The organism is Embleya sp. NPDC005575 (genome assembly GCF_040605455.1).
GTDB lineage: Bacteria > Actinomycetota > Actinomycetes > Streptomycetales > Streptomycetaceae > Embleya.
Map to the genome: position 1 here is coordinate 50,170 of NZ_JBEXCV010000012.1, position 15,260 is coordinate 65,429.

General features: G+C 68.5%; 11 protein-coding genes. 4 read left to right on the plus strand and 7 right to left on the minus strand.

Translation table 11 applies throughout. The annotated features are described in order from the left end of the window. Window positions 1–344 precede the first annotated feature (344 nt). The 3 genes from ABZS54_RS06445 to ABZS54_RS06455 form a co-directional block, all read right to left on the minus strand. Window positions 345–1,385: an ABC transporter permease gene (locus ABZS54_RS06445; RefSeq protein WP_355531677.1), complete on the minus strand. Its 1,041-nt coding sequence runs from the start codon at window positions 1,383–1,385 to the stop codon at window positions 345–347. After that, entirely contained in the window at window positions 1,382–2,929 is a 1,548-nt protein-coding gene (locus ABZS54_RS06450; RefSeq protein ID WP_355531679.1) for a sugar ABC transporter ATP-binding protein, read from the minus strand. Before ABZS54_RS06450 ends, ABZS54_RS06445 begins: the two co-directional genes overlap by 4 nt. A gap of 130 nt (window positions 2,930–3,059) precedes the next feature. Continuing rightward, window positions 3,060–4,364 carry a substrate-binding domain-containing protein gene (locus ABZS54_RS06455; RefSeq protein ID WP_355531681.1) on the minus strand — a complete coding sequence of 435 codons (1,305 nt, stop codon included), beginning with the start codon at window positions 4,362–4,364 and terminating at the stop codon, window positions 3,060–3,062. A 153-nt stretch (window positions 4,365–4,517) separates the two neighbouring features. Here ABZS54_RS06455 and ABZS54_RS06460 point away from each other — a divergent pair, with 153 nt between their 5' ends. Then, complete coding sequence (locus ABZS54_RS06460; RefSeq protein WP_355531683.1) at window positions 4,518–5,300, plus strand: DeoR/GlpR family DNA-binding transcription regulator; 783 nt, start codon at window positions 4,518–4,520, stop codon at window positions 5,298–5,300. 107 nt (window positions 5,301–5,407) lie between these two features. Continuing rightward, window positions 5,408–5,728, plus strand: a complete 321-nt coding sequence (locus tag ABZS54_RS06465; protein WP_355531685.1) for a hypothetical protein — start codon at window positions 5,408–5,410, stop codon at window positions 5,726–5,728. A gap of 107 nt (window positions 5,729–5,835) precedes the next feature. Here the strand turns inward: ABZS54_RS06465 and ABZS54_RS06470 are convergent, their stop codons facing one another. The 3 genes from ABZS54_RS06470 to ABZS54_RS06480 form a co-directional block, all read right to left on the minus strand. After that, a complete protein-coding gene (locus ABZS54_RS06470; protein ID WP_355531687.1) occupies window positions 5,836–6,081 on the minus strand; it encodes a hypothetical protein in 246 nt (81 codons plus the stop codon). Between the two features lie 250 nt (window positions 6,082–6,331). Then, window positions 6,332–6,868 (minus strand): hypothetical protein, encoded by a 537-nt coding sequence (locus ABZS54_RS06475; RefSeq protein WP_355531689.1) that lies wholly within the window; start codon window positions 6,866–6,868, stop codon window positions 6,332–6,334. A 518-nt stretch (window positions 6,869–7,386) separates the two neighbouring features. Then, entirely contained in the window at window positions 7,387–7,986 is a 600-nt protein-coding gene (locus ABZS54_RS06480) for a hypothetical protein (protein WP_355531691.1), read from the minus strand. Window positions 7,987–8,884: 898 nt separating this feature from the next. Here ABZS54_RS06480 and ABZS54_RS06485 point away from each other — a divergent pair. Together ABZS54_RS06485 and ABZS54_RS06490 are read left to right on the plus strand one after the other, a co-directional pair. Beyond that, complete coding sequence (locus ABZS54_RS06485; RefSeq protein ID WP_355531693.1) at window positions 8,885–9,838, plus strand: LysR family transcriptional regulator; 954 nt, start codon at window positions 8,885–8,887, stop codon at window positions 9,836–9,838. A 412-nt stretch (window positions 9,839–10,250) separates the two neighbouring features. Then, window positions 10,251–12,488, plus strand: a complete 2,238-nt coding sequence (locus ABZS54_RS06490) for an RICIN domain-containing protein (protein ID WP_355531695.1) — start codon at window positions 10,251–10,253, stop codon at window positions 12,486–12,488. A 246-nt stretch (window positions 12,489–12,734) separates the two neighbouring features. Here the strand turns inward: ABZS54_RS06490 and ABZS54_RS06495 are convergent, their stop codons facing one another. Beyond that, window positions 12,735–14,990, minus strand: coding sequence for a collagenase (locus ABZS54_RS06495; RefSeq protein WP_355531697.1), 2,256 nt, complete (start codon window positions 14,988–14,990; stop codon window positions 12,735–12,737). Window positions 14,991–15,260: the final 270 nt, after the last annotated feature.

The window sequence follows — 15,260 nt, forward strand, 5'->3', positions numbered from 1 at the left end:
ACCGTCGGGATCAGGAGTGGCAGCGCGGTGAGAGTGGCCGCAAGGCGGCGGGCGAGGGTGGTTCGTACCGTATGCACGGACGGCTCCAGAGCTCGGGGATTCGAGAGAGCGCAGGTGCAGAGTGGTGCGATGGGTACTTCCGGACCCGTGAAATCATCAAGTTCGAACGTATTTCAACGGGAAGTAACATCCCATCGTTGCGACAGCGAGTGTGTCAAGAGGGCAAATCGCGGCAATGCACGGCACTTGCTGCAAACGCTCGGGATGTTGGGATGTTGATATATGTCGGGTTGTTCGGGGCGCCGAGGCCCCCGGACCGACTGCTCGATCGTGAACGCCGCTTCCTACGTGGGCAATCCGACGGCGCGTTCCCCGTTGCGCCGTTGTTGGATGACGACGGCGACGACGAGGAGCGCCCCTTGGGCGACGTTTTGCCAGAAGGAATTGACGCCGACGACGTTGAGGCCGTTTTCGAGGGCGCCGAGCAGGAAGACGGCGAGGAGTGTGCCGCCGATGCCGCCCTTGCCGCCCTTGAGGGCGCAGCCGCCGAGTGCGGCCGCGGTGATGGCCTTGAGCTCCAGGCCTTCGCTGCCGGAGGTCGGCTGGCCGGAGCCGGTGCGCGCGGTCAGGATGACTCCGGCGATCGCCGCTACGACGCCGGCGAGAGCGTACACGGATACGAGGTACTTGTTGATGTTGATGCCGGCCAGGCGGGCCGCGGTGTCGTTGCCGCCGATGGCGTATATGTTGCGGCCGATGTCGGTGTACTTGAGCAGGATGTGTACGGCGACGGCGACCACGAACAACGTCCAGATCTGGACGGACAGTCCGAGGATCTTGCCGCGTGCCACGAAGATGAAGAAGTCGTCGCCGAGGACGTAGCCCTGTGCGCGCCCGCCCGCCAGCAGTTGGGCGACACCCTTGTACGCGGCGAGGGTGGCCAGTGTGGCGATGACGGGGTTGACCCGCCCGTACACGATGACGATGCCGTTGACCACGCCCGCCGCGATGCCGACGCCGATCGCGGCGAGAACGCCGAGGGCCGCGTTGCCGTCGGTCGAGGTGAACGCCATGGCGCTGACGACGGAGGCGATGCCCGCTTGCGAGCCGACGGAGATGTCGAGCGCGCCGCAGATGATGACGACGGTCTGTACGACCGCGAGGAGGCCGGTCACCGCGACCGTGTCGCCGATCACGGTCATGTTGGCGGTGGTGAGATAGCCGTCGTCGAGCCAGGCGAAGGTGCCGACGACGACGATGAGCGCACCGATGAGGCTGGTGTTCTGCGCGCCGACAGCCGTGGCTACGCGACGGGGTAACGTCCGGGCGTGGGCGCCGGCGGTGGTGGCGGGTATCGGTGGCGGCGCGTTGGTCGTGGTGGTCATGACGGGTTCCCCTGGGTCGGTTCGGCGAGGTCGTAAGCCATGGCGAGGGCGAGGATGCCCTCCTCGTCGGCGTCCGCGCGGTCGAGTTCGCCGGTGATTCTGCCGTTTTGCATCACGACGATCCGATCCGCGAGACCGAGCACCTCGGGCAGTTCGGAGGAGATGACGAGGATGGCGACACCGGTTTCGGCCAACTCGTCGATGAGGCGGTAGATCTCCGCCTTGGCGCCGATGTCGATGCCGCGGGTGGGTTCGTCCAGAATCAGGATCTTGGGTCGACGGGCGAGCCAGCGAGCGAGGACGACCTTTTGCTGGTTGCCGCCGGACAGCTTGCGCACCTCGTGGTCGATCGACGGGGTGCGCACTTCGAGGCGGTCGACGAACTCGTGGGCGAGGCGTCGTTCGCGACGCGAGCTGACGAATCGAAAGCGACGCAGGCGGTCGAGGACGGCGACGCTGATGTTGTGACGGACCGAGCCGGTCATGAACAACGCCTGGGCCTTGCGTTCCTCGGGCGCGTAGCCGATGCCCGCCCGAACGGCGTCCCGGGGGATGCGCAGCCGAAGCGGCCGGCCCTCGACGCGCACCTCGCCGGAGCGGATCGGCAGATCTCCCACGAGGGCGGCGGCCAGTTCGGATCGCCCGGCGCCGACCAGGCCGGCCAGGGCGACGACCTCTCCCTCGTGTACATCGAGGTGCACGTTGGACACGTGTTCGGTGGTGAGGTCGCGTACGTCGAGGACGACGCGGTCGCCGGCGCTGCGTCCGCGCGCGAACAGCGCCGACAGGTCGCGTCCGACCATCAGTCGCACGACCTCGCCTTCGTCGGCCTGTGAGGCGTCGCGTACGCCGGCAAGCTCTCCGTCGCGCAGCACCGCGATGCGGTCGGCGAGGCGGAAGATCTCCTGCATGCGGTGCGAGACGTAGATGATGGCGAGGCCTTGGTCGCGGAGCCGCCGGATGAGGTCGAAGAGCGCTTCCACCTCGTGTTCGGACAGCGACGAGGTCGGTTCGTCGAAGGCCAGGACGGCGGCCTCGGTGGTGAGGGCGCGCAGGATCTCCACAAGCTGGCGCTGCGCGGGCGAGAGTTGGGATCCGAGCGCCTCGGGGGCGATGGCGTGTGCGAATCCCAGGCGTTCGAGGTCGGAGCGCATGCGCTGATACAGCGTGCCTCGGTCGAGCAGGCGGCCACTCCTGCGCGGCAGTGCGCCGATGTAGACGTTCTCGGCCACGCTGACATGGGGGACAATCTCGGGCTCCTGCGCGATCACCCGGATCCCGTGCCTGCGTGCGTCGGCGGGGCTGTGGAGTTCGCGCGGTGTGCCGGCGACGAGGACACGGCCGTCGCCGGGTCGATGGTCGCCGTTGATGATCTTGATGAGGGTCGACTTGCCGGCGCCGTTCTCCCCCATGAGCGCGGTGACGGTGCCGCGGGGGAAGTCCAGCGTGATGCCGCGCAGTGCGTGGACTCCGGCGAAGTCCTTGTGGATGTTCTCGACGGCGAGCGCGGGGCCCGGGAGGTCGAGAGGTGGGCTTTTCGTCATGGCTGGACCTCCAGGGCGGTTCGGGAGGTCGCGGCGACCCATGCGGGCGCCCGGGTCGCCGCGACTCGTGCCGGACGGTGCGGTCAAGGGCGCCGGCGGGCGGGTCGACGCGGCCGCGGGCCCGGCCGGGTCATGTGCACTTGAGGCCGGATTGTTGCCAGTTCGACGGGTCGACCATCTTCGTGGTCGCGAACGCCTCGGCGGGGAAGGGCTTGCCGTTCCTGAGCCGGTCGACCATGGTCTGCACGGCGAGACCGCCGACCTCGTGGCCGTTGATGAACAACGCGGCCTTCATCCCGGTCGGCTTGCCGGAACCCCAGTCCTTGCACGCCAGATAGGCGCCCAGTCCGACGCCGATCACGTCGTTGGATCCGTAGCCGCCGTTCTGCAGCGCCGTGACCGCGCCACTCACGTTCTCGTCGTTGCAGCCCCACACGATCCAGTGCTTCACCGATCGGTTGCCGCTCATCGTGGCCGCTGTCTTGTTCTGGGCGTCGGGCGGCGTGTTGTCGGTGCCGACCTTGAGTACCTTGACGTCCACGCCGGTCGCTTGTTTGAACGCCTCGTGGGCGGCCTCGACCCGATCGGTGCAGACCGTCACGTCCTGCTTCCAGGCGGCGATGATCGCGGTGTCGGCGGGAACCCAGCCCGCCTTCTTGAATTCCTCGGCCGCACGTTGGCCCACCTGCGTGCCCATCTGGGGGCCGCTGAAGCCCACGCGCGGGACCAGCTTGTCCTTGGCGCATTTGGTCGGGTCGGCCCCGCCGACGCAGATCTGGTCGTCGGACGCGAGAAGCGGTGCGCCACCACCCGTGGCGATGTCGACGACCTGCGGTCCCACGGCGGGGTCGGGTACGACGATCACGACACCGTTGTACTTCTGTGCCACTGCCGCCTGGACCTCGCTGACGGCCTTGTTGGTGTCGTTGCCCAGGTTCACGACCTTGAGATCGACTCCGAGTTCCTTGGCTTTCGCGCGGGCGCCGTCCGCCTCGTCCACGAAGTACTGCTGGTCTCCCTGCTTCTGCAGATACGCGATCTTGATCGTGCCGGATAAGGAAACCGGTGCGCCCGAGGGCGCTCCGGACTTGTTCTCATCCTTGCCGGACGAACAGGCCGTGAGCGCCACGGCGAGTGCGAACGCCGCCACCATCGCGGCCCTTTGCCGGGTGCGTCTGCGGTGCGTCATGGTCAGCCCCTGTGAATGTCGGCGGCCCGGGAGGACCGCGTGTGTTCGATGGTCGATGCGTCGACATGCCCGGCCGTCATGTTTCGCTCCCGTCGACGAAAGCGCTCCGACCTGCGGGAGGGCCGGATTTGCGTAATCGGAATCTCCTTGCGCACGAGAAAGGACGATCTTGAAATCGAACATGGATGCGCGGTATTCGCTCGTAATGCGACTCACATATCTAGCAGTTCCAACATTAACCAACAAGACTCGGTTTGGTAACACTCCTGCCGCAGCGCCTTCGTCCGGGCCGGAAAGGCCGCGTGCATAAGGATCTTTCCCGGTGGCAAAGCGCGGTGCGGGAAAACGAACACTGCTATGTTGGAATATGTTGGTTACCTACGGGCGAGAGGATCGGGAATGCTGGCACGTCAGCGCCAAAACACGATCTTGGAAATGATCGCCGATCAGGGGTCCGTCCGTGTCGCGACGCTGGTGCGGAAATTCGGGGTCTCGGACATGACCATTCGACGCGACCTCGAAGTGCTGGCCGGGCAGGGGCTGATCGCCAAGGTGCACGGTGGGGCCACTTCCAGGGACGGCAGCTCGACCGAGGAGCCGGGGTTCGTGACCAAGTCCGGGCTCCAGGCCGCGGAGAAGGAGGCGATCGCCCGACGTGCGGCGGCGATGGTCGCGCCGAACAGTGCCATCGCGTTGTCGGCGGGGACGACGACATGGACACTGGCCCGGCAACTCGTCGACGTCCCCGGGCTCACGGTGGTCACCAACTCGATCCCGGTCGCGGACGTGTTCCACCAATCCGGCCGTTCCGACCAGACCGTGGTGATCGTCGGTGGCGTGCGCACGCCGTCGGACGCGTTGGTGGGTCCCGTCGCGGTCGCGGCGTTGCGGAGTCTCAACGTCGACATGCTCATGCTGGGCGTGCACGGCATCAGCCCGCGCGTCGGATTCACCACTCCCAACCTGCTGGAGGCGGAGACCAATCATGCCCTCGTACAAGCCGCCCGCCGCTTGGTCGTGGTCGCCGACAACACCAAGTGGGGCCTGATCGGGATCAGCACGATCGCACAACTCGGCGACGCGGACACGCTGATCATGGACACGGGCCTGCCCCAGGAAGCGCGCGACCAACTGAGCGAGCACATCGAAGAACTCGTCGTGGTCGATCCCGCCGCCTCCTGAGCAGCCGACCGGCGGCCGGGCAGCAGGTGCGACGCGGCGTGCCGCCGAGCCGTTGGCTCGGTCCCCGACGACAGCCGACGTCGAGGCCCAGTGGCGTGGGGCTGTGGGTGAGGTGGTGGGGGGACGTGTGGTGGGCGTTCGCGGCGGCCGGCTGTCCGTTCGTGGTCGGCGTGGCCGGCAATCACGACCTGGTGTCGGCGGCGGAACTGGCCGAGGCCGGTGGGCACGTGACGCTGCTCGACGGAGACTGTGTGGACCTGGGCGGGGTCCGCTTCGGCGGGGTGGGCCGCATCATCGGCGACCCGGCCCGACCCGGCCGCCGCACCGAGCGCGCCCAACTCGACCTGCTCGGCCGGGTGTTGGGCGAGGATCCCTCGGTGCTGATCCTGCACGAGGGGCCCCCGGACCGGGCGCCGACGACCGCCTAGGGCGGGCCGAGATCGGCGCCCGGTCCGGCTCGGACCACCCGCCCTGACGATCTGCGGACACGTCCACTGGAACGCCCCCGTCGTCACATCGACCGGCGGGCACGTTCTCAACGTCGACGCCCGCGCCGTACTACTGACGCCCTGAAGGTCTCGACAAGGCAATTACACGTGTCGGCGAACGCCGCCACGTCCTTGGCCGGATTCTCGCGACTTTCGGGAGCGGCCGGGTGGTGTGCCTGTTTGCAGGCGAGATCCTCAGCCTCGGTGGCGTCCGCGTTGGCGATCAGAGCCACCACTTCGGCATAGTCGATCTCATCGCAGTGCCGCCGAACAATCTGCGGTTCGTGGTTCACCCGGTCGGATGTGCGGGTTGTCGCGGGCGGGGCGCGTGGGGTGCGGACACGCAAGGACGACGACGTCCAGACCAGCGGGTACGCCCGCAACCTCGCGGGAAGGCATTGCCCCACGCCGATCCGGACACCGCCCGGGTCACCGCCGTGGCCCACCGCAGGCCCGCCCCCGCCTGCGGGGCGGGCCGACGGTTCCTCGCGGGCGGCGCCCTGCCCGCCGGGCCGGTCGGCTCACTGCGGTGGGTCGGTCGGCCTACTGCGGCGCGTCGGGCTCCGCGGCGGTGCGCCTGCGGTGCGCGGGATGTGTGGGTTCTCTCAACAGTTCCGCCAACAGCACGAGGTCGCTGACCGGTCGCGTCATGGCCGCCGCCTGCAACACGTCGTCGGCGGCCTTTTGCGAAGAGTCCCGCAGGATCGCGATCATCCGCGCGACGTCCGGGATCGGCCGATGTGCGGCCGCCAGACGCAACAGGCTTTTCGCCGCGTCGTCCGCCGGCGCCTGCGCTGCGTCGTCGAAGCGTTCCCCGATCGGGTCGATCGGCCTGCCCGGCGCAGGCGACTCCAGTGTGTCCGGTGCCGGATGCGCCCGAGGCGCGGAACGTGCGGCGGCCGACGCGGAGGCGGGCAGCGAAGGCGCCGCATCCCACCCCAGGCGGGTCGCAGGCGAGGCGGGCTGCGGAGGCTGGGCGGGCGCCCCCGGCGGGGCCGCCCACATTTCGGTACGCGCGGCCGGCGCCGCGGGCTTGTAATGCGCCGTCGTCGGTGGTTCGGGATCGGATGCGAAGGTCACGACTTTCTCCCTGCATGGTGGAAACGCGGAAACGCGGAAACGCGGCCGGATCGCGCCAGTACCCGACACGCTCCCGGCCGCCGGACGACGGCGTGTACCCGCACCGACAATCGTTCAGACGCACCGGGGTCCCCACCCCGACGTCCCACACGACACCGGTGGCCTACGCCTATCGAGCGCGCGGGGCGGTAGTCCTTGGTGTCGCGGAGACGTTCCGCCCGAGCCCCGGGGCGTGGTCTTTGCCCGTGGGCTGATGAGGTCCTGGGAGCGCGGAATGCCGGCCGGGTGATACCGACGCGCTCCCGCACCTGTTGTTCGCACGGCAGGATCCCGCGCCTGGGCGTGATGGGACCGCCTCGCGTGTGCGTGTGCACGAAAGCGGGCCACCTCCTCATGGTCGAGGAGGGGGCCCGCCCGTCACACCGTGCCTTGCCGCGACGGTGCGACTACACGTGACGTGCCACCGGTGGCACGCCTGCCCGGGTCGGCATGTACACCGACCCGGGCCGGTGGCCGACTCAGATCGCGGAACCGCCGGGGCCCGTGAGGGTACCGACGAGGGAGCCGATCAGGTCGAGGAGACTCTTGGCGAGTGCGTTCACCAGGTTCGCGATGTCGGGAACGTCGCTGCTGCCCTTGGCAGCCGGCGGGGTGACCGGCTTGCTGTCCGGGCTCGTGATCGCCGCCGCCAGTGCCTCGGCGTTCGAGACGACCGTGGACACCGCCTGGGTCATGGTGGCCGAGGGCGCCGCCGAGGTCGCGGAGGTGGAGGTCTTGTCCGTCGGAGCCTTGGCAAGCAGATCCTTGCCCGCGTTCTGTACGGCCGTCAGGTGCTCCTTGACCTTGGAGGTGTCCGCGACGGTTCCCTCCTGCGGCTGCGCTGCCGCGAGCAGGTCGGCGGACGCCTTGGCCAGCGCCCCCATCGATCCGAGCTGTTCGATCTGCTTCGTCGCGGCCTCCATCGAGAGCGCGGCGGGCTGTGCCGGAGACGCGACGTGGGCGCCGGCAGCCGCCGGGGATGTGCCGGCTTCGCCGATGGCGACTGCGGTACCGGCTCCGCTCGCGAGCGCGGCGCTGGTCAGAATGGCGATGATCCGAGTCTTGCGCATGACAGACATGCCTTCCATCGAAATGAACGGGGGTTCCACAACCGTCACCCGGCTCATGACATTGCGCAATCGGACGGTCACATAAGGTCGCATCACTGTGTGTGAGCATTTGGGGTGTGGGCTACTTGGTGCCCGGCGGGCGGGGCTTTCCGCCCGACCATCCACGCGAGCGGAGTGTCGCAGGGACACCGGTGGCCTTCCGCGCACCGGCTGACGCCCGCCGGTAGGGAACTCGAACCGCTCGTCCGGCAACTCGGCAACCGGGCACGCCGCTGGGCCTTCGGCGAGCCCAAGCCCGAACAACCGCAGGGAGGTTGGGTGTCACGGGTGCGGTGCCTGGCGCTGCCGGACGTGCTGTTCGACACGAGCGTGGACGCGGACGGCGTCAACGCCCGTCTGTCTGGGCGGGCGACCCCGAGACCGGGCCCCGGTGGCCCCTTCCTGCGCCGGCGCCGATCACGATCGAGCGAGGTCGAAGGGAAGGGTCCGCGCCGTGCGTGCAGTGGTCACCCTGCCCCGCCCCCCAACCTCACCGGCTGTGGCTTGAGTTCCGGGCGGTGTGTCCCGGCCGCTCGGCAACCCTTGGATCTCTTTGGTACAGACCTACCCCTGTCGGAGATCCGGCCGGTGCGGGTGGATAACAGGAATTTTCTATTCGGGTTCGGAGGGCGCGGTGGCGGGCCGGCCCGGTCCGGAAAGGGCACGTGCGCCTCTTGGCGACGCGGCGAATCTCCCATAGCCTCCGGGCTGGAGGTCCGATGTTTCCCGGGTCGTTCCCTGCAGGTGGCTCGACGGAGGCCGGATGCGTTCGGCGGTCCGCCGGATACGCCGTCGGCTACCGCCGCCGGGCATCGGGATTTTGTCCGGGCCGCACGGCGGTCGATCCGAGCAACGCCGAGGTGCACGCATGGAATTGGAACTTCGCCATCTGCGGACCCTCTGTTGCATAGCCGAGGCCGGCAGCTTGGGCCGGGCGGCGGTGATGCTCGGCCGGAGCCAGCCTGCGGTGAGTACTCAACTGGGTCGCCTGGAGCGGCACTTCAGCAGACAACTGTTCCAGCGCACTGCCGCCGGTGTCCGGCCGACGCCGTTCGGGGCGCAGGTGCTGGCCCAGGCGCGTGAGGTGCTGTCCGCGGCGGAGCGGATCGGGGGGTCGACGGCGGTGGACGGCACCGAGCCCGATTGTGCGCTGCGGCTGGCCGCCACAAACACGCCCATCCTGCCCGGACTGGTCAGACGGCTGCGTGATGTCCTGCCCGCGCTCACGCTGACCGTGAGCAGTGTCTACGCATCCTCGGACATCGTCGAACTGCTGGAGCGCGACGAGATCGACGTTGCCATCGGAGTGGACTACCCCGGCCGGGAGCTTGCGCACTCCGACGCGTTGGAGCACCGTGGGATCATCGTCGAGCCGGTCTTCCTGGCCCTGCCCACCGGTCACCGGCTCCGGCACCGCACCGATATCGCGCTCGCCGAACTCGCGGGCGAGGCCTGGTTTCTGACCCCCGACGACGGAGCCGGCTGGCCGGGCGTCTTCCACGCAGCCTGCCAAACGGCCGGGTTCGCGCCTGCGGCGGTACACGAATTCCTGGGTGACCAGGCCCAGTTGCAGCGGATGATCGCCGAGGGTATCGGTGTCTCCGTCGTGCAGGCCACGATCCAGCCGATCCCAGGAGTGGTCGTCAAACCGCTGACCGGTACCCCGCTGTGGGCCCGGTACCTGCTGGTGTGGCGCCGTGAGGGGCGGGCCGGTGACATCGCCGAGACACTGTACCTCTCGGCGGTGGACGCCTACCGCGAACTCATCGCACGCGCCCCGCACTTCCAAACCTGGATGTCGCGTACCTACACCTCGCCCTGACCGGTGCGGCGCACGGGTCGGGCACCGGCATCGGCACCCGATACGACGCCGACTTCAACACCTGGTCGGACGCCTGCTCGGCCGGCCGCCTGCCAGGCGGGGGCGGGCAGACCCTCGGCCGAACCTGCGGCCGGCGAAGCGGTCGGCGCGGCATAAAAGTCCAAGCCCGGCCGACGCTTTGTCGTGGACCCGCCGGGAGGCCGGTGGGCACACTCGGGTCAAGAGCGAAGAGCGATACCCGCAATGAAGTGCGGTCCGGTGTGCGCCCGAGCGGCACGCCCCTTCTTGCAGGTGTTCCGTGCTCCCGCACTCCCAGACCGCTCCCAGGGCCGGGCCTCGTGCCGGCGCAGGGCAGGGAACGTGCGCGGCCCCACCACCCCCACGAATGTGCGTTGTCACAGAAGGAGAGTCCATGCCCTTCCCACGACCGAGGCGGAAACCGGGAGCGGTTTCCGCCGCGCTGGTGTCCGCGCTCCTGCTCGCGCTGGCCGGTACCGCACCGGTTCCGGCTTCGGCCGCGCCGCCGGCCGCCACATACACCGTCACCGTGGGATCCCCGGTGCGGTACGCGCATCCGACGGACACTCCGGCCTCGACGTACATCGACAAGGACGGCACCTTCTACTTCCAGCAGTCCGCCGCGCTGTACGGCGCCAACGACGTGCGCTACTGGGATTTCTTCACCGGTACCGACTTCGACACCGCCACCAGGTCGAGCGCGATCAGTGACGCGGTGAACCCCGCCGACTCCCGGGACCGCAACAACGACACCACCTCGCGCTGCAACAACAGCCCGACCGGCGTCGAGGCGACGTACGCGCCTTCCGGTTCGGGCTACTCGCAGCGCAACTACTGCGATTTGTCCGGGGTTTGGGTCGACCCGGACAGCGGTGACTGGTACGGCCTGGTCCACAACGAGTTCACGCCCCAGCCGTTCGGCGACGGCATCCACTACGACGCGATCGACTACGCGGTCTCCAAGGACCAGGGCCGGACGTGGACCATCAAGGACCATGTCATCACCTCGCCGTGGAGCACCAAGCGCGGTGACGTGGCCCAGTTCCCGAACGAGACGTACAACTACGGCAACGGCGACCAGCGATTGTTCGTCGACACCGCCTCCGGCTACTTCTACGTCTACTACGGTTCGCGGATCGTGGCGAAGGACGGTAACTGGGAGGACAGCCTCGCGCACGTGGCCCGCGCGCCGATCGCACAGAAGATGGCGCGCGGTTCGTGGCAGAAGTGGTACGGCGGCGCCTGGTCGCAGCCGGGCGTGGGCGGCCGGGAGAGCAACACGGTGCCGGTGGACAGCGCCGACCAGAGCGGCTGGACGCCCATCGCCAACGACTACAACCCGGCCAACAGCGGCTCGGTGAGCCGGCAGATCGCGGCCGGGAAACTCCCGCCGAAGTCCCCGCTGTTCGTCATGAACATCACCTACAACGCCTACCTCGGGCTGTATCTCGGCACCCCCGAGGCAGTCGGGCCCGCGGCCCCGCAGCGGCTGTACGTCACCGACGACCTGACCACCCAGAAGTGGCATCTGATCGGCGACACCGGCAGCTACACCAACCGGTCCTGGTACCGATGGTTCCTCGACGGCGCGAACCGGACCAACTCGACGATCGTCGGCAAGACGTTCCGCTCCTACTGCGCGTTCGAGTGCCAGAACAACGCCTCCGGCGAATACGTCGACCTCACCATCGCCTCCGCCAAGCCCGCCGCCCCGCCGGTGGATGTCACGAAGGCGTACCGGATCAGCAGCGCGGGCGGCCGGGCGCTGGCCCAGATCTCCGGCACGTCGGCGACCACCTCGGTGGCCTCGACCACCGCAAACGGCCTGGAATCCTGGGTTTTCACCGCCAACGGCGACGGTTCCTACCGGATCGCCAACGCCGCCACCGGCCACCTCCTGGGCGTCGATTCGAGCACGAAAGCCGGGCGCGCCTGGGGCGCCAGGCCCACCGCCGTCGCGGCGGGCCCGGGCGGGCCCACGGTCGGACAGCAGTGGTTCGTCGTCGCGACGAAGAATTCCGACAACACGGCCACCGGCACCTTCCGTCTGGTCAACCGCTACAGCGGCCTGGTCATCGGCATGTCCGGGGAGTCCGGGCGGCTCGCCGAGACGACCCCGACCCGCAGTTGGAGCGACACCACCAACAGCCAGGCCGGAAGCCTTCGCGGCGTGGGTGAACAGACCCTGATCCTGACCGCGAGCGGGTCGGTTCCCGGAGACCCGGTGGAGGGCACCCATACCCTGGTGGCCTCGGGCAAGGCCCTCGACGACCCGAACCTCTCCACCGCCGAGGGCACCCAGCTCATCACCTGGGCCCCCAACGGCGGTACCAACCAGAATTGGGTCCTCACCCGCCAGTCCGACGGCAGCTACCGGATCGCGAACGGCCACTCGCAGCTGTGCGCGGACGTCGCCGACCACTCCACCGCACCCGGCGGCAAGGTCATCCAGTGGGCCTGTGGCAGCGGCAGCAACCAGCGCTGGCTGCTCACCCGCCGCTCCGACGGGAGTTACACGATCAAGTCCCAACTCAGCGGTCTGCTGCTGACCGCCGCTTCCGGTACGGACGGTGCCCTGGTCACCCAGCAGCCGGATACGGGCTCGGCCTTCCAGCACTGGACCATCGGCTGATCCTCCGTCGACTCCCGATACTCCCTGTCGGCACGTTGATGGATGATCGGCGAGCCCGCACGGGCGCGCCCTCCGTCTCGTACGGACGGTAGGCGCGCCCGAGGGGGTTCCTTCGGGCGTCAGTGGCGGCGATGTCGACGGCGCTTGCGAACATCGCACCCTACGGCCCTCGGCAGGCCCTCGGGACGGGCGGCCCGGATGGGTCCGGGCCGCCCGCCTGTTCGGTCCGCCGGTGTGCCGAGTTCGTCAGAACCGGGTGCTGATCGTCACGCCGCCGTAGGCGCCGGCGCCGTACAGGCTGATGTAGCGCCAGCCCGCGGTCGCGTTGGAGACGGTGATCCCGTCGGAATTGCCGCTCCGGGTCGAGGACGCCGTGTAGGCGGTGTTGGTCGCCCAGGTGTCCGGGTTGTAGTACAGGTTCGCGTCGCCGGTACCGCCGGAGATGGTGGCCGTGAGGGTGGCCCCGGCCGGGACGTAGACGGTCAGGTAGTTCAGGTCGTTCGCCGCGCCCGAGAGGTTGGCGCGGGAGCAGTTCTGGCCCATCACATGGGAACTGCCCGTGCAGGTAGGCAGCGCGCCGGTGCCGCCCCCGGCCTCGCAGGCGCCGGCCGCGCAGGCGTCCAGCCAGGTGTCGAAGTCGGCGTCGTAGCGGGTGCCGATGCCGGTGCTGTAGTACGCGTACGCGCCCTGGTAGTCACCGGCCCGGAACTTGGCGAGGATCGCGTGGACGTCCGAGGGGTGCTTCTCGAACATGTACCGCACCGCGAGGTGGCCCCACGGGTAGGTTCGGGTCGTGTTCGAGTTGTCGTAGGTGGTCTCCCACAGGGTGCTCAGCCGGTAGGTGTGCTTGGCGGCCTCGGCCATCGCGGAGGCGTCGGTGACGTTGCGGTAGCCGTAGGACACGTACTCGCCCAGACCCTCCAGCCACCACACGTCCGGGACGGAGATCTGGGTGGTGAAGTCGCCCTTGGTGTCGTAGCGGGAGTCGAGGTAGTGCGTGTACTCGTGGTTGAGGTTGCGGATGTCGGCGGCCCATGGTCCGTCGGGCTGGTTGAGCTCCTGGAAGGTGATGAAGCGCGGGTGGTTGTTCGGGTCGGCGGGGTTGCCGTCCAGGAACTCGCCGCCGTTGTCGGTGCTGTTGCCGTAGATCCACGAGGAGTACGTCTTGTACTCGCTGCGGGTGCCGAAGATGTCGAGTTCGATCGAGCCCTTGTAATCGCCGGGGATCGGGCCGTTGTCTTTGACCAGGCTGTGGAAGTAGGCGTCCTGGTTGAGAATGCCGGCGCACGCGGCGGCGTTCTCGGCGGCGGTCATCTTCTGCGAGACGATCCTGTGGGTCGCGTCGCAGTTGTAGGTGACGGACTGGCCGGCCGCCTTGAGCTTGTTCACGAAGTCGCAGGCGTTGTAGGTGGAGCAGTCGGCCTTGTCGTGGGTGTCGACCATGCCTGCCACGCCGACCCAGACCGGCGCCGTCGGGCCGGGGATGTTCGAGCGGTCGAGCAGGTCGCGCATCAGCGGTCGGACCTTGGCCCGGAGCGCCGGGTACTGGACGGAGCGGCTCATCTCCGTGGCGGAGTTGGCGGGCAGGAAGGAGTTGTCCCCGGCCGCCAGGGCGAGGTGATCGACCGTGAAGTCGTGCAGGGTGTCGAGCAGGCTCGGGTCGGCGGTGAGCGCGGGCAGCCAGTTCGGGTCGCTGTCGGAGAGGTAGAGCGCGTCGAACACCGAGTTGACGAAGTTGCGCATGTCCCAGGAGTCTTCCCAGGCGCTGTTGTACGCGTTGAGCACCTTCTGGTAGGCACCGAGGTAGTGATGCTGCAGGTCGTACTCGGTGAGCAACAGCGCCTCGTGGCCGATCTTGCCGTTGTCGTCGTTGACGTCGAGGAAGCGCGGACTTGCGACAAGGGTGTCGAGCGCGGAGTAGACGCCCGACACCAGAGCAGTGCTCCAAGCGGGCATCGCCGACGGGTTCTTGTACTGGACGAAGAACCCGGCCCGCTCGAACAGCAGCAGTTGCAGCAGTTTGGTGGAGTTGTCGCCGGGGTGGGCCGTCGCGGCGCTTCGGATCGCGTCGGCGATCGTGGACATGTGGGCCTCGGTGAAGACGGACTTCCCGTCGGTGGCCGAGAGGTTGAACAGGGTGTACAGGCAGGCGCCGGTTTCGGACGCCTTCACGAACGACACCAGCGCCGAGCCGGAGCGGGACGCGAAGTCCGCGGTGGTACAGGACTGTGCGGCCAGAGCCTTGGGGGCGACGGGGGCCCGCTTCGTGTCCGGCGACGGGCTCTGGGGCCGGACTTTCTTGAGTGGCGTTCTGCGCACGTCCGCGCGATCGGAGCGTGGGTCGGTCACGCCATCCGGGTCCGGTCTGGTCGGCGGGGTCGAGACGGTCGACGCGGTTCTTTCGGCCGTCTGCGCGGCGGCACTGGGCAGTGAGATCACTCCGGTGACGGTGGCCAGGGCGACGGCACCCACGGCGAGTGATCGGGACAAGAGATGACGCATAAGCAGGACTCCCTAATGCAATGTCACATGCCAAATGTGGCGTTGCATGCAAGGTGTCATCGCGGCCGAGGCATCACAATGGAGTGGGGGATAGCACTTTGGGCGCGTTGGCCATCACATCAGGGGCAGCCGGCAACCTGTTGGTCATCTCCTTGCCGGCTCACGGAGTTTGACGCTGCGTCAGACATCTTCGCTCGGGCGGGCAGGGGGCATGCGGGTCGGGGGGCTGTAGGTGCGCGACATCCGCGTCCGGAACGCGGGTGACCGACA

Bases quoted from the DNA above. Each gene is read 5' to 3' on its own strand.
- ABZS54_RS06450 (WP_355531679.1), bottom strand. From the start codon at position 2,929: ATGACGAAAAGCCCACCTCTCGACCTCCCGGGCCCCGCGCTCGCCGTC.
- ABZS54_RS06445 (WP_355531677.1), bottom strand. From the start codon at position 1,385: ATGACCACCACGACCAACGCGCCGCCACCGATACCCGCCACCACCGCC.
- ABZS54_RS06480 (WP_355531691.1), bottom strand. From the start codon at position 7,986: ATGTCTGTCATGCGCAAGACTCGGATCATCGCCATTCTGACCAGCGCC.
- ABZS54_RS06490 (WP_355531695.1), top strand. From the start codon at position 10,251: ATGCCCTTCCCACGACCGAGGCGGAAACCGGGAGCGGTTTCCGCCGCG.
- ABZS54_RS06485 (WP_355531693.1), top strand. From the start codon at position 8,885: ATGGAATTGGAACTTCGCCATCTGCGGACCCTCTGTTGCATAGCCGAG.
- ABZS54_RS06495 (WP_355531697.1), bottom strand. From the start codon at position 14,990: ATGCGTCATCTCTTGTCCCGATCACTCGCCGTGGGTGCCGTCGCCCTG.
- ABZS54_RS06460 (WP_355531683.1), top strand. From the start codon at position 4,518: ATGCTGGCACGTCAGCGCCAAAACACGATCTTGGAAATGATCGCCGAT.